This window comes from Dechloromonas sp. ZS-1, assembly GCF_039649255.1.
Lineage (GTDB): Bacteria > Pseudomonadota > Gammaproteobacteria > Burkholderiales > Rhodocyclaceae > Azonexus.
On the sequence record NZ_JBDIYD010000019.1, the window covers coordinates 1 to 15,836 of the forward strand.

The window sequence follows — 15,836 nt, forward strand, 5'->3', positions numbered from 1 at the left end:
TCTTGAGCGACGGCGGAGAAACCGATACCGGCCAGCAGGGCCAGCACCAGGGACTTCTTGGCGATATTCTTGATCATTGTTTTCCCTCGTTGAAGAAAAATATTCGAAAAATTCGAAAACCCGTTAACCCGCCTCAATGCTTACTCAGGAGCCTTACGACGGACTTCCAGTTTATTTTGCCATAGCGCAATTGACGACTCCAAGTCATTTTGCTCAATGCTGTGTAATTTTTTGTGCTCTACGCAACAGCGTCCGTTGACCCAGACATGGCTGACGCATTCCCTGCCGGCAACGTGGATGAGGTGGGAAAGCGGGTCGTAGCAGGGGCGGGTTTCCAGTGTATTCAATTGAACCGCGCACAGGTCTGCTGCCTTTCCTGGGGTGATTGAGCCGATTTTGTGGCCCAGTCCCAAGGCTTGGGCGCCTTTGAGCGTGGCCATGCGCAGTACTTCCAGGGCGGGCAGGGCGCTCGCGTCGCCGCTCGTGCCTTTGGCCAGCAGGGCGGCCAGGCGCATTTCGCCGAACATGTCCAGTCGGTTATTGCTGGCGGCCCCGTCTGTTCCCAGGCCGACGGCAATGCCGGATTGTTGCATTTTTACGACAGATGCAATGCCGCTGCCCAGTTTCAGGTTCGATGTCGGGCAATGGGCGAGGTAGCTGCCGCTTTCAGCGATGCAGGCGAGGTCCTCATCGTTCATGTGGACCGCATGCACGCCAATGAAATTCGGGCCGGTGATGCCCAGTTTGTGCAGGCGCGCCAGCGGGCGAATGCCATCGCGTTCGAGCGCCTCGGTAATTTCCTGCGCGGTTTCATGAATATGGCAATGAATTGGCAAATTCAACTGGCCGGCGAGGGTGGCAATCCGTTCAAAGGTGGTGTCGCTGACCGTGTAAGGGGCGTGTGGCGCCAGGCAGAACCCAATCAGAGGGTGATTGAGCCAGCGTTCTCGTGTGGCCAGGCCTTGCGTCAGATAGTCCTCGGCATCGCTCGCGTAGCGGGTTGGAAATTCGAGGGTGGTGATGCCCAGCATCGCGCGCATGCCCAGTTCTGCGGCGGCTTCTGCGGCAGCGTCCGGGAAAAAATACATGTCGTTGAAACAGGTGATCCCGCCGCGCAGCATTTCTGCGCAGGCAAGTCGGGTGCCGTCGCGGACGAATTGGGCGCAGACGTGCTCGGCCTCGGTCGGCCAGATATGGTGTTGCAGCCAATCCATCAGCGGCAGGTCGTCTGCCAGGCCGCGCATCAGGTTCATGGCGGCGTGTGCATGAAGATTGATCAGGCCGGGAATCAGCAGGTGATCATCCAGCCGAACCCGTTCGGCGGGTCTGTAGCGCAGATGCGCTTCGCCGCTGGGCAAGAGATCGAGGATGCGTCCCTGATGGACGGCCACGGCGTGATTTTTGAGGAGGCCATCGGTGTCGACCGGGGCGATCCAGCGGGCCTCGATCAGCAGATCGATGCTCTGGGGGGTGTTTGTCATGGCATTAGGCTCTCGGTGCGGCATGCGCGCATGTTAAAATAAAAAATTGCGCTCAGTTCGCGCTGTGCCGTTCAACCCGATGTGTCATCGCGCAAGCGATGCGATAGTGAGTCATGGATCAATTCGCCAAAGAAACCCTGCCGATCAGTCTTGAAGACGAGATGCGGCGTTCCTATCTCGATTACGCGATGAGCGTGATCGTCGGCCGGGCCTTGCCGGATGCGCGGGATGGCCTGAAGCCGGTGCATCGCCGTGTGCTGTACGCGATGCACGAGACGAACAATGTCTGGAACCGTCCCTTCGTCAAATGTGCCCGCGTCGTCGGTGAGGTCATGGGTAAGTACCACCCGCACGGTGACTCGGCGATTTACGACACCCTGGTCCGGATGGCGCAGGACTTTTCCCTGCGTTACACGCTGGTCGATGGTCAGGGTAACTTCGGTTCGATCGACGGCGACAACGCGGCGGCCATGCGTTACACCGAGTGCCGCCTGGAGCGCATTGCTTCCGATCTGACGGCCGATATCGACAAGGAAACGGTCGATTTCGAACCCAACTACGACGGCAAGGAACTGGAGCCTTCTGTTCTCCCGACCCGGATTCCCAACCTGCTGATCAACGGCTCGGCTGGTATCGCGGTGGGGATGGCGACCAACGTGCCGCCGCACAACCTGCGCGAAGTGGTGCGTGGTTGCCTGGCGCTGCTGGAAAATCCGGCCATCTCGATTGATGACCTGATCGCCCTGATCCCGGCGCCGGATTTCCCGACTGCCGGTCTGATTTACGGCGTGATGGGGGTGCGCGAGGGCTATCGCACCGGCCGTGGTCGCGTCGTCATGCGCGCCCGTACCCATTTTGAAGACATCGGCCGGGGCGACCGTCAGGCGCTGATCGTCGACGAGATTCCCTATCAGGTGAACAAGAAGAGCCTGATCGAAAAGATCGCCGAGCTGGTCAACGACAAGAAGATCGAAGGCATTTCGGACATTCGCGACGAGTCGGACAAGTCCGGCATGCGCATCGTCATCGAGCTGAAGCGTGGCGAAGTCGGCGAGGTGGTGCTGAACAACCTGTACAAGCAGACCCAGCTGCAGGACACCTTCGGCATGAACATGGTGGCGTTGGTCGATGGTCAGCCGCGTTTGCTGAACCTGAAGCAGGCGCTGGAATGCTTCCTGTCGCACCGCCGCGAAGTGGTCACCCGTCGCACGGTCTTCGAATTGCGCAAGGCGCGCGAGCGCGGGCATATCCTCGAAGGTCTGGCCGTTGCGCTGTCCAACGTCGATGAAATCATCGCCCTGATCAAGGCCGCGCCAACGCCGCCGGATGCGAAGCGCAGCCTGATGGGCCGCGAATGGCGCAGCCCCATCGTCGAGGAAATGCTCCTGCGCGCCTCGTCCGATGCTTCTCGTCCGGAAGGGCTGGCCCCCGAGTTCGGTTTGTCCGAGCAGGGCTATCGTCTCTCCGACGCCCAGGCCCAGGCCATTCTCGAACTCCGCCTGCAGCGCCTGACCGGCCTCGAGCAGGACAAGATCGTCGGCGAATATAAGGAAGTCATGGACAAGATCGTCGACCTGCTCGACATCCTGGCCAAGCCGGAACGCATCACGGCGATCATCGTCGATGAACTGAACCAGATCAGTGAGCAATACGGCGACGACCGCAAGTCGGAAATCGTGCTGCATACTCAGGAACTCGGTATCGAGGACCTGATCACCCCGACCGACATGGTTGTGACCCTGTCGCACGGTGGCTACATCAAGGCCCAGCCGCTCGCCGACTATCGTGCCCAGAAGCGCGGTGGACGCGGCAAGCAGGCCGCGGCGATCAAGGATGAAGATTTCGTCGATCATCTGTTCGTGGCCAACACCCATGACTACATCCTGTGCTTCTCGAACCGCGGCCGCTGCTACTGGCTCAAGGTCTACGAAGCGCCGCAGGGCAGCCGCAACAGCCGCGGCAAGCCGATCGTCAATCTCTTCCCGCTCGAAGAGGGCGAGAAGATCAACGCCGTGTTGCCGGTAAAGGAATTTGCCGACGACAAGTTCGTCTTCATGGCCACCCGCTCGGGTACCGTCAAGAAGACCCCGCTGTCCGACTTCTCCAACCCGCGCAAGGCCGGCATCATTGCGGTCGACCTGCTGGATGACGATTATTTGATCGGCGTCGAACTGACCACCGGCCAGAGCGACATCGTGCTGGTGTCCGATGCTGGCAAGGCAGTCTGGTTCGATGAGGGCGATGTCCGCCCGATGGGCCGTGGCGCCCGTGGTGTGCGCGGCATGAAGCTGCAGGATGGTCAGGCCGTGATTTCCCTGCTGGTGGCCGAGAGCGATCAGCAGTCGGTGCTGGTGGCGACCGAGAACGGTTTCGGCAAGCGCACCGTGCTGGCCGACTTCCGTCATTCCGGTCGCGGCACCCAGGGCGTCAAGGCGATTGCCGAAAGCGAGCGCAACGGTGCCGTGATCGGCGCCAAGCTGGTTGATGACAACGACGAAGTGATGATGATCACGACCGGCGGCGTGTTGATCCGCACCCGCGTCTCCGAGATTCGCGGCATGGGCCGGGCAACCCAGGGTGTGACCCTGATTGCGCTGGATGAAGGCGAAAAGCTGGCTGGTCTGGAAAAAGTGGCGGAATCCGTGGCTGAGGTGGATGCCGAGGCCCCGACGGTCGACGGCGAAAATGGGGCCGAAACCGGCGCAACGGATGCCGCACCGGCAGCCGAGTCGGGCGACGAGCAAGCAGGTGGAGAAGCGTAAATGAGCCGTATCTGGAATTTCAGCGCCGGCCCGGCTGCCTTGCCGGAAGCGGTGCTCAAGCAGGCGCAGGAAGAATTGCTGGACTGGCATGGCGCGGGATGCAGCGTCATGGAGATGAGTCACCGTGGCAAGGAATTCACCGCCATCATCGAGCAGGCCGAAGCCGATCTGCGCGAGTTGATGGGGATTCCCGAGCAGTACAAGGTGCTCTTCCTGCAGGGCGGCGCCACGCAGCAGTTTGCCCAGATTCCGATGAACCTGCTGGCCGGCCGCTCGGCCGATTACATCGTGACCGGCTCCTGGTCCAAGAAGGCCGTCAAGGAAGCGCAGCGTATCGGCACGGTGCGGGTCGCCGCGAGCACGGAAGCGAGCAATTTCACCCGTCTGCCGACCGGTGAGGAAATCAAGCTCGATCCGTTCGCTGCCTATCTGCACGTCTGTACCAACGAAACCATTCACGGCGTCGAAATTCCGGCCGAGCGGATTGCCGATGTGGGCGTGCCGCTGGTGGCAGACATGTCGTCGCACATCCTGTCGCGCCCGGTGCCGGTTGAAAAATTCGGCCTGATCTACGCCGGCGCTCAGAAGAACATTGGCCCGTCGGGCGTCACGCTGGTCATCGTCCATCGCGATCTGCTCGGTATGGCGCCGCTGTCGACGCCGACCGTCATGGATTACGCGGTGATGGCCGAGAACGGCTCCATGCTGAACACGCCGCCGACCTACGGGATTTACATCGCCGGCCTCGTTTTCCAGTGGCTCAAGCAGCAGGGTGGTCTGGCGGCCATCGAGGCGGTCAACATCGAAAAAGCCCGTATTTTGTACGACTGCATCGATCAGTCCGGCGGTTTCTATACCAACCCGGTCGATCCGGATTGCCGCTCGCGCATGAACGTCCCCTTCGTGCTGGCCGATGCAGCGCTGGACGCTGCCTTCCTGGCCGAATCCAAGGCCGTGGGTCTGGCCTCCCTGAAAGGCCACAAGTCCGTGGGCGGCATGCGTGCCTCGATCTACAACGCCGTGCCGCTCGCCGGCGTGCAGGCGCTGGTCGATTTCATGAACGACTTTATGAAGCGCAAGGGCTGAGCCGATGAGCGACGATCTGCAGACAGCACTGGCCGGCGTGCGCGCCGACATCGACCACATCGACAGCGAACTGCTGCGCCTGCTGAATGCGCGCGCGCAGTGCGCCCAGAAAGTGGGCGAGATCAAGGCGGAGTTTGGCGACGCCGGGTTCATCTATCGTCCGGAACGCGAGGCGCAGGTGCTGCGTCGCCTGCAGGATGTCAATCCGGGGCCGTTGCCGAACGAGAACATCACCTTCTTCTTCCGTGAAGTGATGTCGGCCTGCCTGTCGCTCGAACAGCCGCTCGGCGTGGCCTTTCTCGGCCCCTTGGGGACATTTTCCGAATCGGCGGCGACCAAGCATTTCGGCCATGCCGCCCGCCTGCTGCCGCAAGTCTCGATCGACGATGTCTTCCGCGAAGTTGAAGCCGGGCATGCGCATTACGCCGTGGTGCCGGTCGAGAATTCGACGGAAGGCGCTGTCGGTCGCACCATGGACCTGCTGCTCGGTTCCTCGCTGAAAATCTGCGGTGAAGTGGTCCTGCGCATTCACCAGAACCTGCTCTCCAACGAGACGGATCTGAATCAGATCACGCGCGTGTATTCGCACGCCCAGTCGCTCGCTCAGTGCCACGAATGGCTGAACCGCATGTTGCCGAATGCCCAGCGCATCTCGGTCGGCAGCAATGCCCAGGCTGCCCAGAAGGCCGCCGAAGAGCCGGGGGCTGCGGCGATCGCCGGTGAGGCCGCTGCCGCCCGCTACCAGTTGCCGAAGCTCGCTGAGAACATCGAGGACGAGCCGAACAACACGACGCGCTTCCTGGTCATGGGGCGTCAGGATGCCGGCATTTCCGGCCGCGACAAGACCTCCCTGATCATGTCCGCGCCGAACCGCACCGGATCGCTGCACGACCTCCTGCTGCCGTTCTCCGATGCCGGTGTCTCGATGAGCCGTCTGGAGTCGCGTCCGGCCCGCCACGCGCTCTGGGAATACGTGTTCTACGTCGATGTCGAAGGTCACCGCGACGAGCCCGCCGTCAAGCAGGCGCTCGACGCCCTGGCCGGCCGCGCCGCTTACCTGAAGATCCTCGGCTCCTACCCGGTTGCCGTTTACTGAGAGTGATCCATGAGTCTCGTTGAAAACGCCCTGTCCTACGTTCGTGCCATTTCGCCCTATCAGCCGGGCAAGCCGATCACCGAACTGGCCCGCGAAATGGGTATCCCGGTCGAGCGCATCGTCAAGCTGGCTTCCAACGAGAACCCGCTGGGCATGAGCCCGAAGGCGCGTCAGGCCGTTGAGGCGGCCGTTGCCGGGATCGAGCGCTACCCGGATCAGTTCGACCTGATCGCCAAGGTGGCCGGTCGTTGCGGGGTGGGGCAGAACCAGGTCGTGCTGGGCAACGGCTCGAACGACGTGCTCGACCTGATTGCCCGCGTGTTTCTTGCGCCGGGGCGTTCTGCCGTGTTTTCGCAGCATGCCTTCGCGGTTTACCCGCTCGCCACACTGTCGACCGGCGCCGAACTGATCGCCGTGCCGGCCAAGGCCTATGGCCACGATCTCGACGCCATGCGCGCGGCGATTCGCCCTGATACGCGCATCGTCTGGATTGCCAACCCGAACAACCCGACCGGCAATTTCCTGCCCTATGCCGACGTGCGCGCCTTCATGGAAAGCGTACCGAAGGACGTCGTGGTGGTGCTCGACGAGGCTTACAACGAATACATTCCGCCGGCCGAACGGGTCGATACCGCCGCCTGGCTGGCTGATTTCCCGAATCTGGTGATCTGCCGCACCTTCTCCAAGATCTACGGCCTGGCGGGTCTGCGCGTCGGCTATGGTCTGGCTTCGGCCGCCGTGGCCGACCTGATGAACCGCGTACGCCAGCCGTTCAATGTGAACAACCTGGCCCTGGCCGGCGCGCTTGCCGCGCTGGATGATGTGGATTTCCTGAACGCGAGTTACGAGCTCAATCGTGCCGGCATGGCGCAGATTGTCGCGGCGCTGGATCAACTCGGCCTGGAACATATTCCCTCCTGCGGCAACTTCGTGACCTTCCGTGCCGGCGATGCCGCTGCGGTCAATCAGAAACTCCTGCAGCAGGGCGTCATCGTTCGCCCGATTGCCGGCTATGGCCTGCCCGAGTGGCTGCGCGTGACCATCGGCAAGGCCGAGGAAAACGCGCGCTTCATCGAGGCGCTGCAGAAGGCGCTGTAAATGGACGCCGGGCTGCCCGAGTTTGGCAAGGTCGTTGTCTTTGGCACCGGCCTGATCGGCGGGTCCTTTGCCCTGGGCTTGAAAGAAGCCGGCATGGTGGAGGAGGTGGTCGGTTTCGGTCGCACCCCCGCCACGCTGAAGGCGGCGCAGGCGCTGGGCGTGATCGACCGGGCCGGGATCAATCCGGCACATGAGATCGGTGATGCCGACCTCGTCCTGGTCGCCACGCCGGTGGCGCAGATGCCGGAAATTTTCAACCGCATTGCCCCCTATCTGGGGCCGAACACCATCGTCACCGATGGCGGTTCGACCAAGGGCGATGTGGTGGCGGCGGCGCGTGCGGCGTTCAAGGGGCATATCGGGAAATTCGTCCCGGCGCATCCGATTGCCGGCGCCGAGAACAGCGGCCCGAGTGCGGCGCGCTGGGATCTGTATCAGAACAAGAAAGTGGTGGTCACGCCGCTGCCGGAGAACAACGACGAGCGGCTGGATCGCGTCAAGCGCGCCTGGTCGCTGTGCGGGGCGGACATTTATGAACTGACGCCCGAGATGCACGACCGTGTCTTCGCGGCGGTCAGTCATCTGCCCCATCTCCTGTCGTTCGCGCTGGTGCATGACCTGGCTGTGCGTGACGATGCGGACCTCTTCTTTACCTTTGCTGCCTCCGGTTTTCGCGACTTCACCCGCATCGCGGCCAGTCATCCGGAAATGTGGCGCGACATCTGTCTGGCCAACCGCACGGCGCTGCTGGGCGAACTCGACAGCTATCGCCGTCAGCTCGATGAGTTGCATGCGGCGCTCTCGGACAACGACGGCTCGCGCCTCGAAGAAATTTTCGGCATTGCCCGGCAGGCCCGGCGCGACTGGGCGGGCGGCTGATCATGTCACGGCTGCTGCGCTGCCTCATCCTTGGATGCTGGGTCGCGCTGCAGCCGCTGCTTGCTCCGGCTGCAGCGCCGGAGATCCTGCTCGCGAATGTCTATCGCGAGGGCATCGATGTCGGTGCCTATCTGGTCAGTGAAAAACTCGATGGTGTGCGTGCGATCTGGGATGGCGAGCACCTGCGTTTTCGCAGCGGTTTGCCCGTGGCAGCGCCCGAGTGGTTCATCGCTGCTTTGCCCAAAGTGCCGCTCGACGGCGAGCTGTGGGCCGGACGCGGCACCTTCGAGCGCTTGTCCGGCATCGTGCGCAAGGCGGTGCCGGTCGATGAAGAGTGGCGCCAGGTGCGCTACATGATTTTCGAACTGCCGGGCGCGCCGGGCGATTTCGCCACACGGGCGCGCCAGATCGAGGCTGTGGTGCAGTCGGCGCAGTTGCCCTGGCTGCAGGCGATTGAGCAGCGTCCGGCGGTCGACCGTCGCCAGGTGGCCAAAATGCTCGCCGATGTGTTGAAGGCTGGTGGTGAAGGCCTGATGTTGCATCGTGCCGATGCATCCTATGAAACCGGCCGCAGCGATACCTTGCTCAAAGTGAAGCCCTGGCTGGATGCCGAAGGTGTGGTCGTCGCGCATCTGCCGGGCAAGGGGCGTCACGCCGGTCGTCTGGGGGCTGTGCGCCTGCGTTTGCCGGATGGGCGCCATCTGTCGATCGGCACGGGATTTACCGATGCCCAGCGCGATGCTCCGCCGCCTCTGGGGAGTGTCGTGACCTATCGCTACCGCGAACTGACGGCCAGCGGGCTGCCCCGATTCGCCAGTTTTCTCCGTATCCGGACGGATTGAGCGGCGGCATGCGCTAAAATCCCGCGCTTCTCCTTTGTGCGGGTGATGTTGTGAGCCACGAATTCCTCGACCTTCCCCAGTTGCTGTCCGCTGCCGGCACGGTGCGCCTGCCCGGCTCGAAGAGCATTTCCAACCGCGTGCTGCTGCTGGCGGCGCTCTCTGCCGGCGTGACCGAAGTGCGCGACCTACTGGCTTCCGACGACACGGAACGCATGCTCGAGGCCCTGCAGGCGCTGGGCGTGGGGGTCGAGTCGCTGGGCGATGAGGCGTGGCGCATCACCGGCTGTGGCGGTGTTTTCCCGGTCAAGCAGGCCGAACTCTTCCTGGGGAATGCTGGCACCGCCTTCCGTCCGCTCACGGCCGCCCTGGCGCTGGCCGGCGGCGATTACATCCTGAAGGGCGTGCCGCGCATGCATGAGCGCCCGATTGGCGATCTGGTCGATGGGCTGCGTCAGCTGGGTGCGGACGTGACCTACCTCGGCAACGACGGTTATCCGCCGCTGCATCTCAAGCCGGCAAGCATTCGTCCGGGCGGCAGTGTCCAGGTGCGCGGCGATGTCTCCAGCCAGTTCCTGACCGGCCTGTTGATGGCCTTGCCGCTGACCGGCGAGACGGTGACGGTCGACGTGGTGGGGGAGCTGATTTCCAAACCGTATATCGAGATCACGCTGGCCACGATGGCGCGTTTTGGCGTCACGGTGGTGCGTGACGGCTGGCAGCGCTTTACGGTCAAGGCCGGCAGCCACTATGTGTCGCCGGGTGTGGTCTATGTCGAGGGCGATGCTTCGTCCGCTTCGTATTTCCTCGCCCTGGGCGCCATCGGCGGCGGTCCGGTGCGCGTCGAAGGGGTCGGTCGCGACTCCATCCAGGGCGATGTGAAATTTGCCGATGCGCTGGCGCAGATGGGGGCGGTGATCGAGATGGGGCCGAACTGGATGTCGGCCCAGGCGCCGGCCGGCGGTCTGCAGGCGGTCGACCTCGATTGCAACCATATTCCCGATGCCGCCATGACCCTGGCGACGGCGGCGTTGTTCGCCAAGGGCACGACGGTGCTGCGCAATATCGCCAGCTGGCGCGTCAAGGAAACCGACCGCATTGCCGCGATGGCAAACGAACTGCGCAAGCTCGGTGCCGAGGTGGAAGAGGGCGAGGATTTCATCCGCGTGACGCCGGTCGACCGTCTGGCATCGCCGCCGGAAGGCATCGACACCTATGACGACCATCGCATGGCCATGTGCTTCTCCCTGGCTGCCTTCGGGACGCCGCTGCGCATCAATGATCCCAAGTGCGTGGCCAAGACCTTCCCGGATTATTTTCAGCGCTTTGCCGGCGTCACCCGCGCGGCGCCGGTCATCGCCATCGACGGCCCCTCGGCGTCCGGCAAGGGGACGGTCGCCGGCCGGGTGGCGGCGGCGCTCGGCTTTGCCTATCTCGATTCCGGCGCGCTGTATCGCCTGACTGCGCTGGCAGCCCATCGGGCCGAGGTGGATTGGGCGGATGAAGCCGGTGTCGCGTCGATTGCCGCAGAACTTGATGTTGAATTCATCGGTGAAGACATCCGCCTCAATGGTGTGGCGGTGGGCGATGCCATCCGTACCGAAGCGATCTCCGCCGGAGCCTCCAAAGTGGCGGCATTGCCTGCTGTCCGCGAGGCTTTGCTGTTCCGTCAGCGCATCTTCAACCGTGCGCCGGGGCTGGTCGGTGATGGCCGGGATATGGGCTCGGTGGTCTTCCCGCAGGCGGTCCTCAAGGTCTTCCTGACGGCCAGTGCCGAGGCGCGCGCGGATCGTCGCTATAAACAGTTGATCGGCAAGGGTTTCTCTGCTAATCTCCCCGACCTTCTGGCGGACCTTCGCGAACGTGACGCGCGCGATGCGCAGCGCAGCGTAGCGCCACTCCGCCAGGAAGCTGATGCCAAGTTGCTCGACACCACGTCGCTTTCGATTGAGGAAGCGGTGCAGCAGGTGCTTGATTGGGCGGCAGAAGCAGCAGTGCAGTAAGCAGTACGGCGTTGCCGGTCGCAATGATCGGCAACGATTTTTAAACCTCAACCCGCTGCGGGCCGTTCGGTTCGTGGCATGAAAGTCTCTCCGTAATGGAATCTTTTGCTCAACTATTTGAAGAGTCCCTGGCCCGTCAGGAAATGCGCCAAGGCGAAGTCATCACTGCTGAAGTGGTGTCCATCGATCACAACTTCGTCGTGGTCAATGCCGGCCTGAAGTCCGAATCCTACGTTCCGGTCGAGGAATTCCTGAACGATCAGGGCGAACTCGAAGTCAAGGAAGGCGATTTCATTCAAGTCGCCATCGAAATGCTGGAAGACGGTTTCGGCGCCACCCGCCTGTCGCGTGATCGCGCCAAGCGCATCGCAGCCTGGAACTTCCTTGAGCAAGCTCTGAACGAAAACACCCTGGTGACCGGCACGATCACCGGCAAGGTCAAGGGCGGTCTGACCGTCATGTCCAACGGTGTCCGCGCCTTCCTGCCGGGCTCTCTGGTCGACATGCGTCCGGTCAAGGACACCACCCCGTACGAAGGCAAGACCCTGGAATTCAAGGTCATCAAGCTGGATCGCAAGCGCAACAACGTCGTGCTGTCCCGCCGCGCCGTGCTGGAAGCCACCGCTGACGCCGATCGCGAAAAGCTGATGGAAAACCTGAAGGAAGGTACCGTCGTCAAGGGTATCGTCAAGAACATCACCGACTACGGCGCATTCGTCGACCTGGGCGGCATCGATGGTCTGCTGCACATCACCGACCTGGCCTGGCGCCGTGTCCGTCACCCGTCCGAAGTGCTGGCCGTGGGCGACGAAGTCACCGCCAAGATCCTCAAGTTCGACGCCGAGAAGAACCGCGTCTCCCTGGGCATGAAGCAACTGGGCGACGATCCGTGGGTTGGCATCGCCCGCCGCTACCCGGCTGGTACCCGCCTGTTCGGCAAGGTCACCAACCTGACCGACTACGGTTCATTCGTTGAAATCGAGCAGGGCATCGAAGGTCTGGTGCACGTCTCCGAAATGGATTGGACCAACAAGAACGTTCACCCGTCTAAGGTTGTTGCCTTGGGTGACGAAGTTGAAGTCATGATCCTCGAGATCGACGAAGAGCGTCGCCGTATCTCCCTGGGTATGAAGCAGTGCATGCCGAACCCGTGGGATGACTTCGCGATGAACCACAAGAAGGGCGACAAGGTCCGTGGCGCCATCAAGTCGATCACCGACTTCGGTATCTTCATCGGTCTGCCTGGCGGCATCGACGGTCTGGTTCACCTGTCCGACCTGTCCTGGAGCCAGTCTGGCGAAGAAGCGATCCGCAACTTCAAGAAGGGCGACGAAGTCGAGGCAGTTGTGCTCGGCATCGACGTCGAGAAGGAGCGTATCTCCCTGGGTATCAAGCAGCTCGAAGGCGACCCGTACGCCAACTTCATCGCTACCCACGAGAAGAACAGCGTCACCCGTGGCACGGTCAAGACCGTTGATGCCAAGGGCGCCGTTGTCACCCTCGATGGCGAAAACGAAGGCTACCTGCGTGCTTCCGAGTTCTCCCGCGATCGTATCGACGATCTGTCGCAGCACCTGAAGGTGGGCGACGAGATCGAAGCCATGATCATCAACGTCGACCGCAAGACCCGTGGTATCAGCCTGTCCATCAAGGCGAAGGATCAAGCTGAACAGCACGAAGCCATGCAGAAGCTGGCTGCTGATTCCTCGGCTGCTTCCGGTACGACCAACCTGGGTGCGCTGCTGAAGGCCAAGCTGAACCAGCAAGGCTGATAAGGCGAAAGCATGACCAAATCCGAGCTCATCGCCCGGCTGGCGGAGCGGTTTCCGCAGTTGGTGGCGAAAGATGCCGATTTTGCGGTCAAGATGATTCTCGATGCGATGTCCGACGCCCTGGTGCGCGGGGATCGTATCGAGATCCGCGGATTCGGCAGCTTTGCGCTCAACTACCGGCCGCCGCGCACGGGCCGTAACCCCAAGTCCGGGGAGAAGGTCAGTGTTCCTGCCAAGTGGGTTCCCCACTTCAAGGCAGGAAAAGAACTGCGCGAGCGCGTCGATCAAGAGATCTGACGCGCCCCGCGCCGGCGCAATGTGGTAGATTCAGGGCAGTGAACCGGTTTCACTGCCCTTTTTTATTTTGATACTCATGACAGCTTTGACCTGGGCGATCCGCCTGATCATCTTTGCCGTACTGGTGCTGTTTGCCCTCCAGAATTCCGGGGTGGTGGTGCTCAATCTGCTGCCCGGGCAGATCTGGGAAGCACCGCTGGTCATTCTGCTGCTGGCCTTCTTTGCCGGTGGCGCCGTGCTGGGTGTGCTTTCCGTTGTCGGTACGCTGTTTCGCCAGCGCCGCGAAATTGCACGCCTGAAGCGTGAATTGGCCAAGCCCGCTGTCTCTCTTCCGGAACCCCCTCCGGCCGCATGAACGATCTTTTTGAATACTGGCAGCTGCTGCTGATCCCGCTCTTTTTTGGGCTGGGCTGGGCGGCGGCGCGCGTCGATATGCGACAGGTGGTACACGAATCCCGTGCCCTGCCGCGTTCTTATTTTCAGGGCCTGAACTTCCTGCTCAACGAGCAGCCGGACAAGGCCATCGATTCTTTCCTGGAAGTGGCCAAGGTCGACTCGGAAACCGTGGAGCTGCACTTTGCACTCGGTAACCTGTTTCGCCGTCGCGGTGAGACCGATCGCGCCATCCGCATGCACCAGAACCTGATCGACCGCCCGGATATCGAAGAGGGCGTTCGTTTGCATGCCTTGTCCGAACTGGGGCAGGATTTCCTGAAGGCCGGTCTGCTTGATCGCGCCGAAGAAATTTTCAACAAGCTCCTGGAGAGCGACTACGCCCAGGAAGCCAAACGTAACCTGCTGGAGATTTACCAGGTTGAAAAGGAATGGCTGAAAGCCATCACGATTGCCCGCGAACTGCCCGAGTTTGTGACGCAGCAGGATATCGCCGAGTTTTACTGTGAGCTGGCGGCAGACGAACTGATGCGCTCCCGCCCGGAAGAGGCACGGAGCCATCTGGAGGCGGCCGTGCAGCAAAACCGCAAATGTGTGCGGGCCAGTCTCCTGCTCGGTGATCTGGCTTTGCAGTCCGGTCAGCTGGATGAAGCGATTGCCGCCTGGCAGCGCATCGAGCAGCAGGATCCCCCTTATCTGGCCTTGGTCGCCCATCGTTTGCTCGAAACTTATCGCAAACTGGGCCGTCGCGAGGAGGGGATTGCCTTGTTGCGCGGTTATCTCGAACGCTATGCCTCGCTCGACCTGCTGGAAGTGGTCTATCAGCTGGTTCTGGAGAATGAAGGGAATGAGGCGGCTTATCGCCTGGTGCGCGCCGAGCTGCAGCGTAACCCGAGCCTGCTTGGCCTGGAAAAGCTGATGACGGCGCATCTGCCGATTGCGCCGCCTGAGGTGCGGAGCGATGTCGATCTGGCACGCACCATCATCCAGGGCTATACCCGCCGTCTGTCGCGCTATCGCTGTAACGACTGCGGCTTCAAGGCGCGTCAGTTCTACTGGCGCTGTCCGGCCTGCGGCGGGTGGGAAACCTATCCGCCACGCCGGACGGAGGAATTTGACCAGTCCATGTGAGTGGACCGTCGGACAGATTGGATGGCCGCCCGGCCATCGCGTTGAATGAATGGAACGGAACATACTGTGAGCGACATGCTGGAAAAAGTGGCGCAGGTGCGCCTGCTCGTGGTCGGCGACGTGATGCTCGACCGTTACTGGTTTGGTGACGTCAGCCGGATTTCCCCGGAGGCCCCGGTGCCGGTCGTCAAGATCGAGCGCCAGGAGGAGCGTTTGGGCGGTGCGGCCAACGTGGCGCGCAATGCCGGCTCGCTGGGCGCCGTGACTGCACTCTTGTCCGTGGTCGGCGATGACGATGCCGGACGCACCCTCGGTCGACTGCTCGAAGAGGGCCAGATCGACGCCGGCCTGCATGTCGATGCCGATATCGACACCATCGTCAAACTGCGCGTCATCGGCCGCCAGCAGCAATTGCTGCGCATCGATTTCGAAACCCCGCCGTCGCACGAAATCCTGCAGGCCAAGCTGGCCGATTTCGAGAGCCGGGTCAATCAGTGCGATGTGGTGATCCTCTCCGACTACGGCAAGGGCGGGCTGACGCACATCGCGGAGATGATCCGTATTGCCCGCGCTGCCGACAAGCCGGTGCTGGTCGATCCCAAGGGCGACGATTGGGCGAAATACGCCGGCGCCACCGTGATCACCCCGAACCGGGGCGAGCTGAAGCAGGTGGTCGGCAGCTGGAAAGATGAGGCCGAACTCGCCGCCAAGGCTACCAAGCTGCGCGGCGATCTCGGTCTGGAGGCGCTGCTGGTGACGCGCAGCGAAGAGGGGATGACCCTCTTTGCCGACGAGGTTCACCACCAGCCGGCGCTGGCCCGTGAAGTCTTCGATGTCTCCGGTGCAGGCGATACCGTGATCGCCACGCTGGCCGTCATGCTCGCTGCCGGGGCCGATTGGGCCGAGGCGATTCGTGTCGCCAACATTGCCGCCGGCATCGTGGTCGGCAAACTGGGGACGGCTGTCGTCACCCGCCAAGAATTACTTGCAGCCCTTTAA

Annotated in this window: 13 protein-coding genes; 12 read left to right on the forward strand and 1 reads right to left on the reverse strand. The window is 62.3% G+C overall.

Features of this window, described 5'->3' with window-relative positions; all coding sequences use genetic code 11:
* Window positions 1-140: 140 nt before the first annotated feature.
* Window positions 141-1,481 carry a TRZ/ATZ family hydrolase gene (locus AACO21_RS15610; protein WP_346193453.1) on the reverse strand — a complete coding sequence of 447 codons (1,341 nt, stop codon included), beginning with the start codon at window positions 1,479-1,481 and terminating at the stop codon, window positions 141-143.
* 113 nt (window positions 1,482-1,594) lie between these two features.
* On the opposite strand from AACO21_RS15610, the gene gyrA reads away from it, so the two are divergent.
* The 12 genes from gyrA (at window position 1,595) to rfaE1 (ending at window position 15,836) form a co-directional block, all read left to right on the forward strand.
* Window positions 1,595-4,243: a DNA gyrase subunit A gene (gene gyrA / locus AACO21_RS15615; RefSeq protein ID WP_346193454.1), complete on the forward strand. Its 2,649-nt coding sequence runs from the start codon at window positions 1,595-1,597 to the stop codon at window positions 4,241-4,243.
* Window positions 4,244-5,329, forward strand: coding sequence for a 3-phosphoserine/phosphohydroxythreonine transaminase (serC, locus tag AACO21_RS15620; RefSeq protein ID WP_346193455.1), 1,086 nt, complete (start codon window positions 4,244-4,246; stop codon window positions 5,327-5,329).
* Between the two features lie 4 nt (window positions 5,330-5,333).
* Window positions 5,334-6,425, forward strand: coding sequence for a prephenate dehydratase (gene pheA, locus AACO21_RS15625; RefSeq protein WP_346193456.1), 1,092 nt, complete (start codon window positions 5,334-5,336; stop codon window positions 6,423-6,425).
* Window positions 6,426-6,434: 9 nt separating this feature from the next.
* Complete coding sequence (gene hisC / locus AACO21_RS15630) at window positions 6,435-7,523, forward strand: histidinol-phosphate transaminase (RefSeq protein WP_346193457.1); 1,089 nt, start codon at window positions 6,435-6,437, stop codon at window positions 7,521-7,523.
* The gene (locus tag AACO21_RS15635) at window positions 7,524-8,402 is read left to right on the forward strand and encodes a prephenate dehydrogenase/arogenate dehydrogenase family protein (protein WP_346193458.1); all 879 of its coding nucleotides are present in this window, start codon (window positions 7,524-7,526) and stop codon (window positions 8,400-8,402) included.
* 2 nt (window positions 8,403-8,404) lie between these two features.
* Window positions 8,405-9,244, forward strand: coding sequence for a DNA ligase (locus tag AACO21_RS15640; RefSeq protein ID WP_346193459.1), 840 nt, complete (start codon window positions 8,405-8,407; stop codon window positions 9,242-9,244).
* 50 nt (window positions 9,245-9,294) lie between these two features.
* Complete coding sequence (locus tag AACO21_RS15645) at window positions 9,295-11,244, forward strand: bifunctional 3-phosphoshikimate 1-carboxyvinyltransferase/cytidylate kinase (RefSeq protein WP_346193460.1); 1,950 nt, start codon at window positions 9,295-9,297, stop codon at window positions 11,242-11,244.
* A gap of 95 nt (window positions 11,245-11,339) precedes the next feature.
* Window positions 11,340-13,016 (forward strand): 30S ribosomal protein S1, encoded by a 1,677-nt coding sequence (gene rpsA / locus AACO21_RS15650; protein WP_346193461.1) that lies wholly within the window; start codon window positions 11,340-11,342, stop codon window positions 13,014-13,016.
* Window positions 13,017-13,028: 12 nt separating this feature from the next.
* Entirely contained in the window at window positions 13,029-13,313 is a 285-nt protein-coding gene (locus AACO21_RS15655; protein WP_346193462.1) for an integration host factor subunit beta, read from the forward strand.
* A 76-nt stretch (window positions 13,314-13,389) separates the two neighbouring features.
* A complete protein-coding gene (locus AACO21_RS15660; protein WP_346193463.1) occupies window positions 13,390-13,668 on the forward strand; it encodes a LapA family protein in 279 nt (92 codons plus the stop codon).
* A complete protein-coding gene (lapB, locus tag AACO21_RS15665) occupies window positions 13,665-14,837 on the forward strand; it encodes a lipopolysaccharide assembly protein LapB (RefSeq protein WP_346193464.1) in 1,173 nt (390 codons plus the stop codon). The genes AACO21_RS15660 and lapB overlap by 4 nt, the downstream gene beginning before the upstream one ends.
* A gap of 75 nt (window positions 14,838-14,912) precedes the next feature.
* A complete protein-coding gene (gene rfaE1, locus AACO21_RS15670) occupies window positions 14,913-15,836 on the forward strand; it encodes a D-glycero-beta-D-manno-heptose-7-phosphate kinase (protein WP_346193493.1) in 924 nt (307 codons plus the stop codon).

Bases quoted from the DNA above. Each gene is read 5' to 3' on its own strand.
- serC (WP_346193455.1), top strand. From the start codon at position 4,244: ATGAGCCGTATCTGGAATTTCAGCGCCGGCCCGGCTGCCTTGCCGGAA.
- rfaE1 (WP_346193493.1), top strand. From the start codon at position 14,913: ATGCTGGAAAAAGTGGCGCAGGTGCGCCTGCTCGTGGTCGGCGACGTG.
- pheA (WP_346193456.1), top strand. From the start codon at position 5,334: ATGAGCGACGATCTGCAGACAGCACTGGCCGGCGTGCGCGCCGACATC.
- AACO21_RS15640 (WP_346193459.1), top strand. From the start codon at position 8,405: ATGTCACGGCTGCTGCGCTGCCTCATCCTTGGATGCTGGGTCGCGCTG.
- hisC (WP_346193457.1), top strand. From the start codon at position 6,435: ATGAGTCTCGTTGAAAACGCCCTGTCCTACGTTCGTGCCATTTCGCCC.
- AACO21_RS15635 (WP_346193458.1), top strand. From the start codon at position 7,524: ATGGACGCCGGGCTGCCCGAGTTTGGCAAGGTCGTTGTCTTTGGCACC.
- lapB (WP_346193464.1), top strand. From the start codon at position 13,665: ATGAACGATCTTTTTGAATACTGGCAGCTGCTGCTGATCCCGCTCTTT.
- gyrA (WP_346193454.1), top strand. From the start codon at position 1,595: ATGGATCAATTCGCCAAAGAAACCCTGCCGATCAGTCTTGAAGACGAG.
- AACO21_RS15655 (WP_346193462.1), top strand. From the start codon at position 13,029: ATGACCAAATCCGAGCTCATCGCCCGGCTGGCGGAGCGGTTTCCGCAG.
- AACO21_RS15610 (WP_346193453.1), bottom strand. From the start codon at position 1,481: ATGACAAACACCCCCCAGAGCATCGATCTGCTGATCGAGGCCCGCTGG.
- rpsA (WP_346193461.1), top strand. From the start codon at position 11,340: ATGGAATCTTTTGCTCAACTATTTGAAGAGTCCCTGGCCCGTCAGGAA.
- AACO21_RS15660 (WP_346193463.1), top strand. From the start codon at position 13,390: ATGACAGCTTTGACCTGGGCGATCCGCCTGATCATCTTTGCCGTACTG.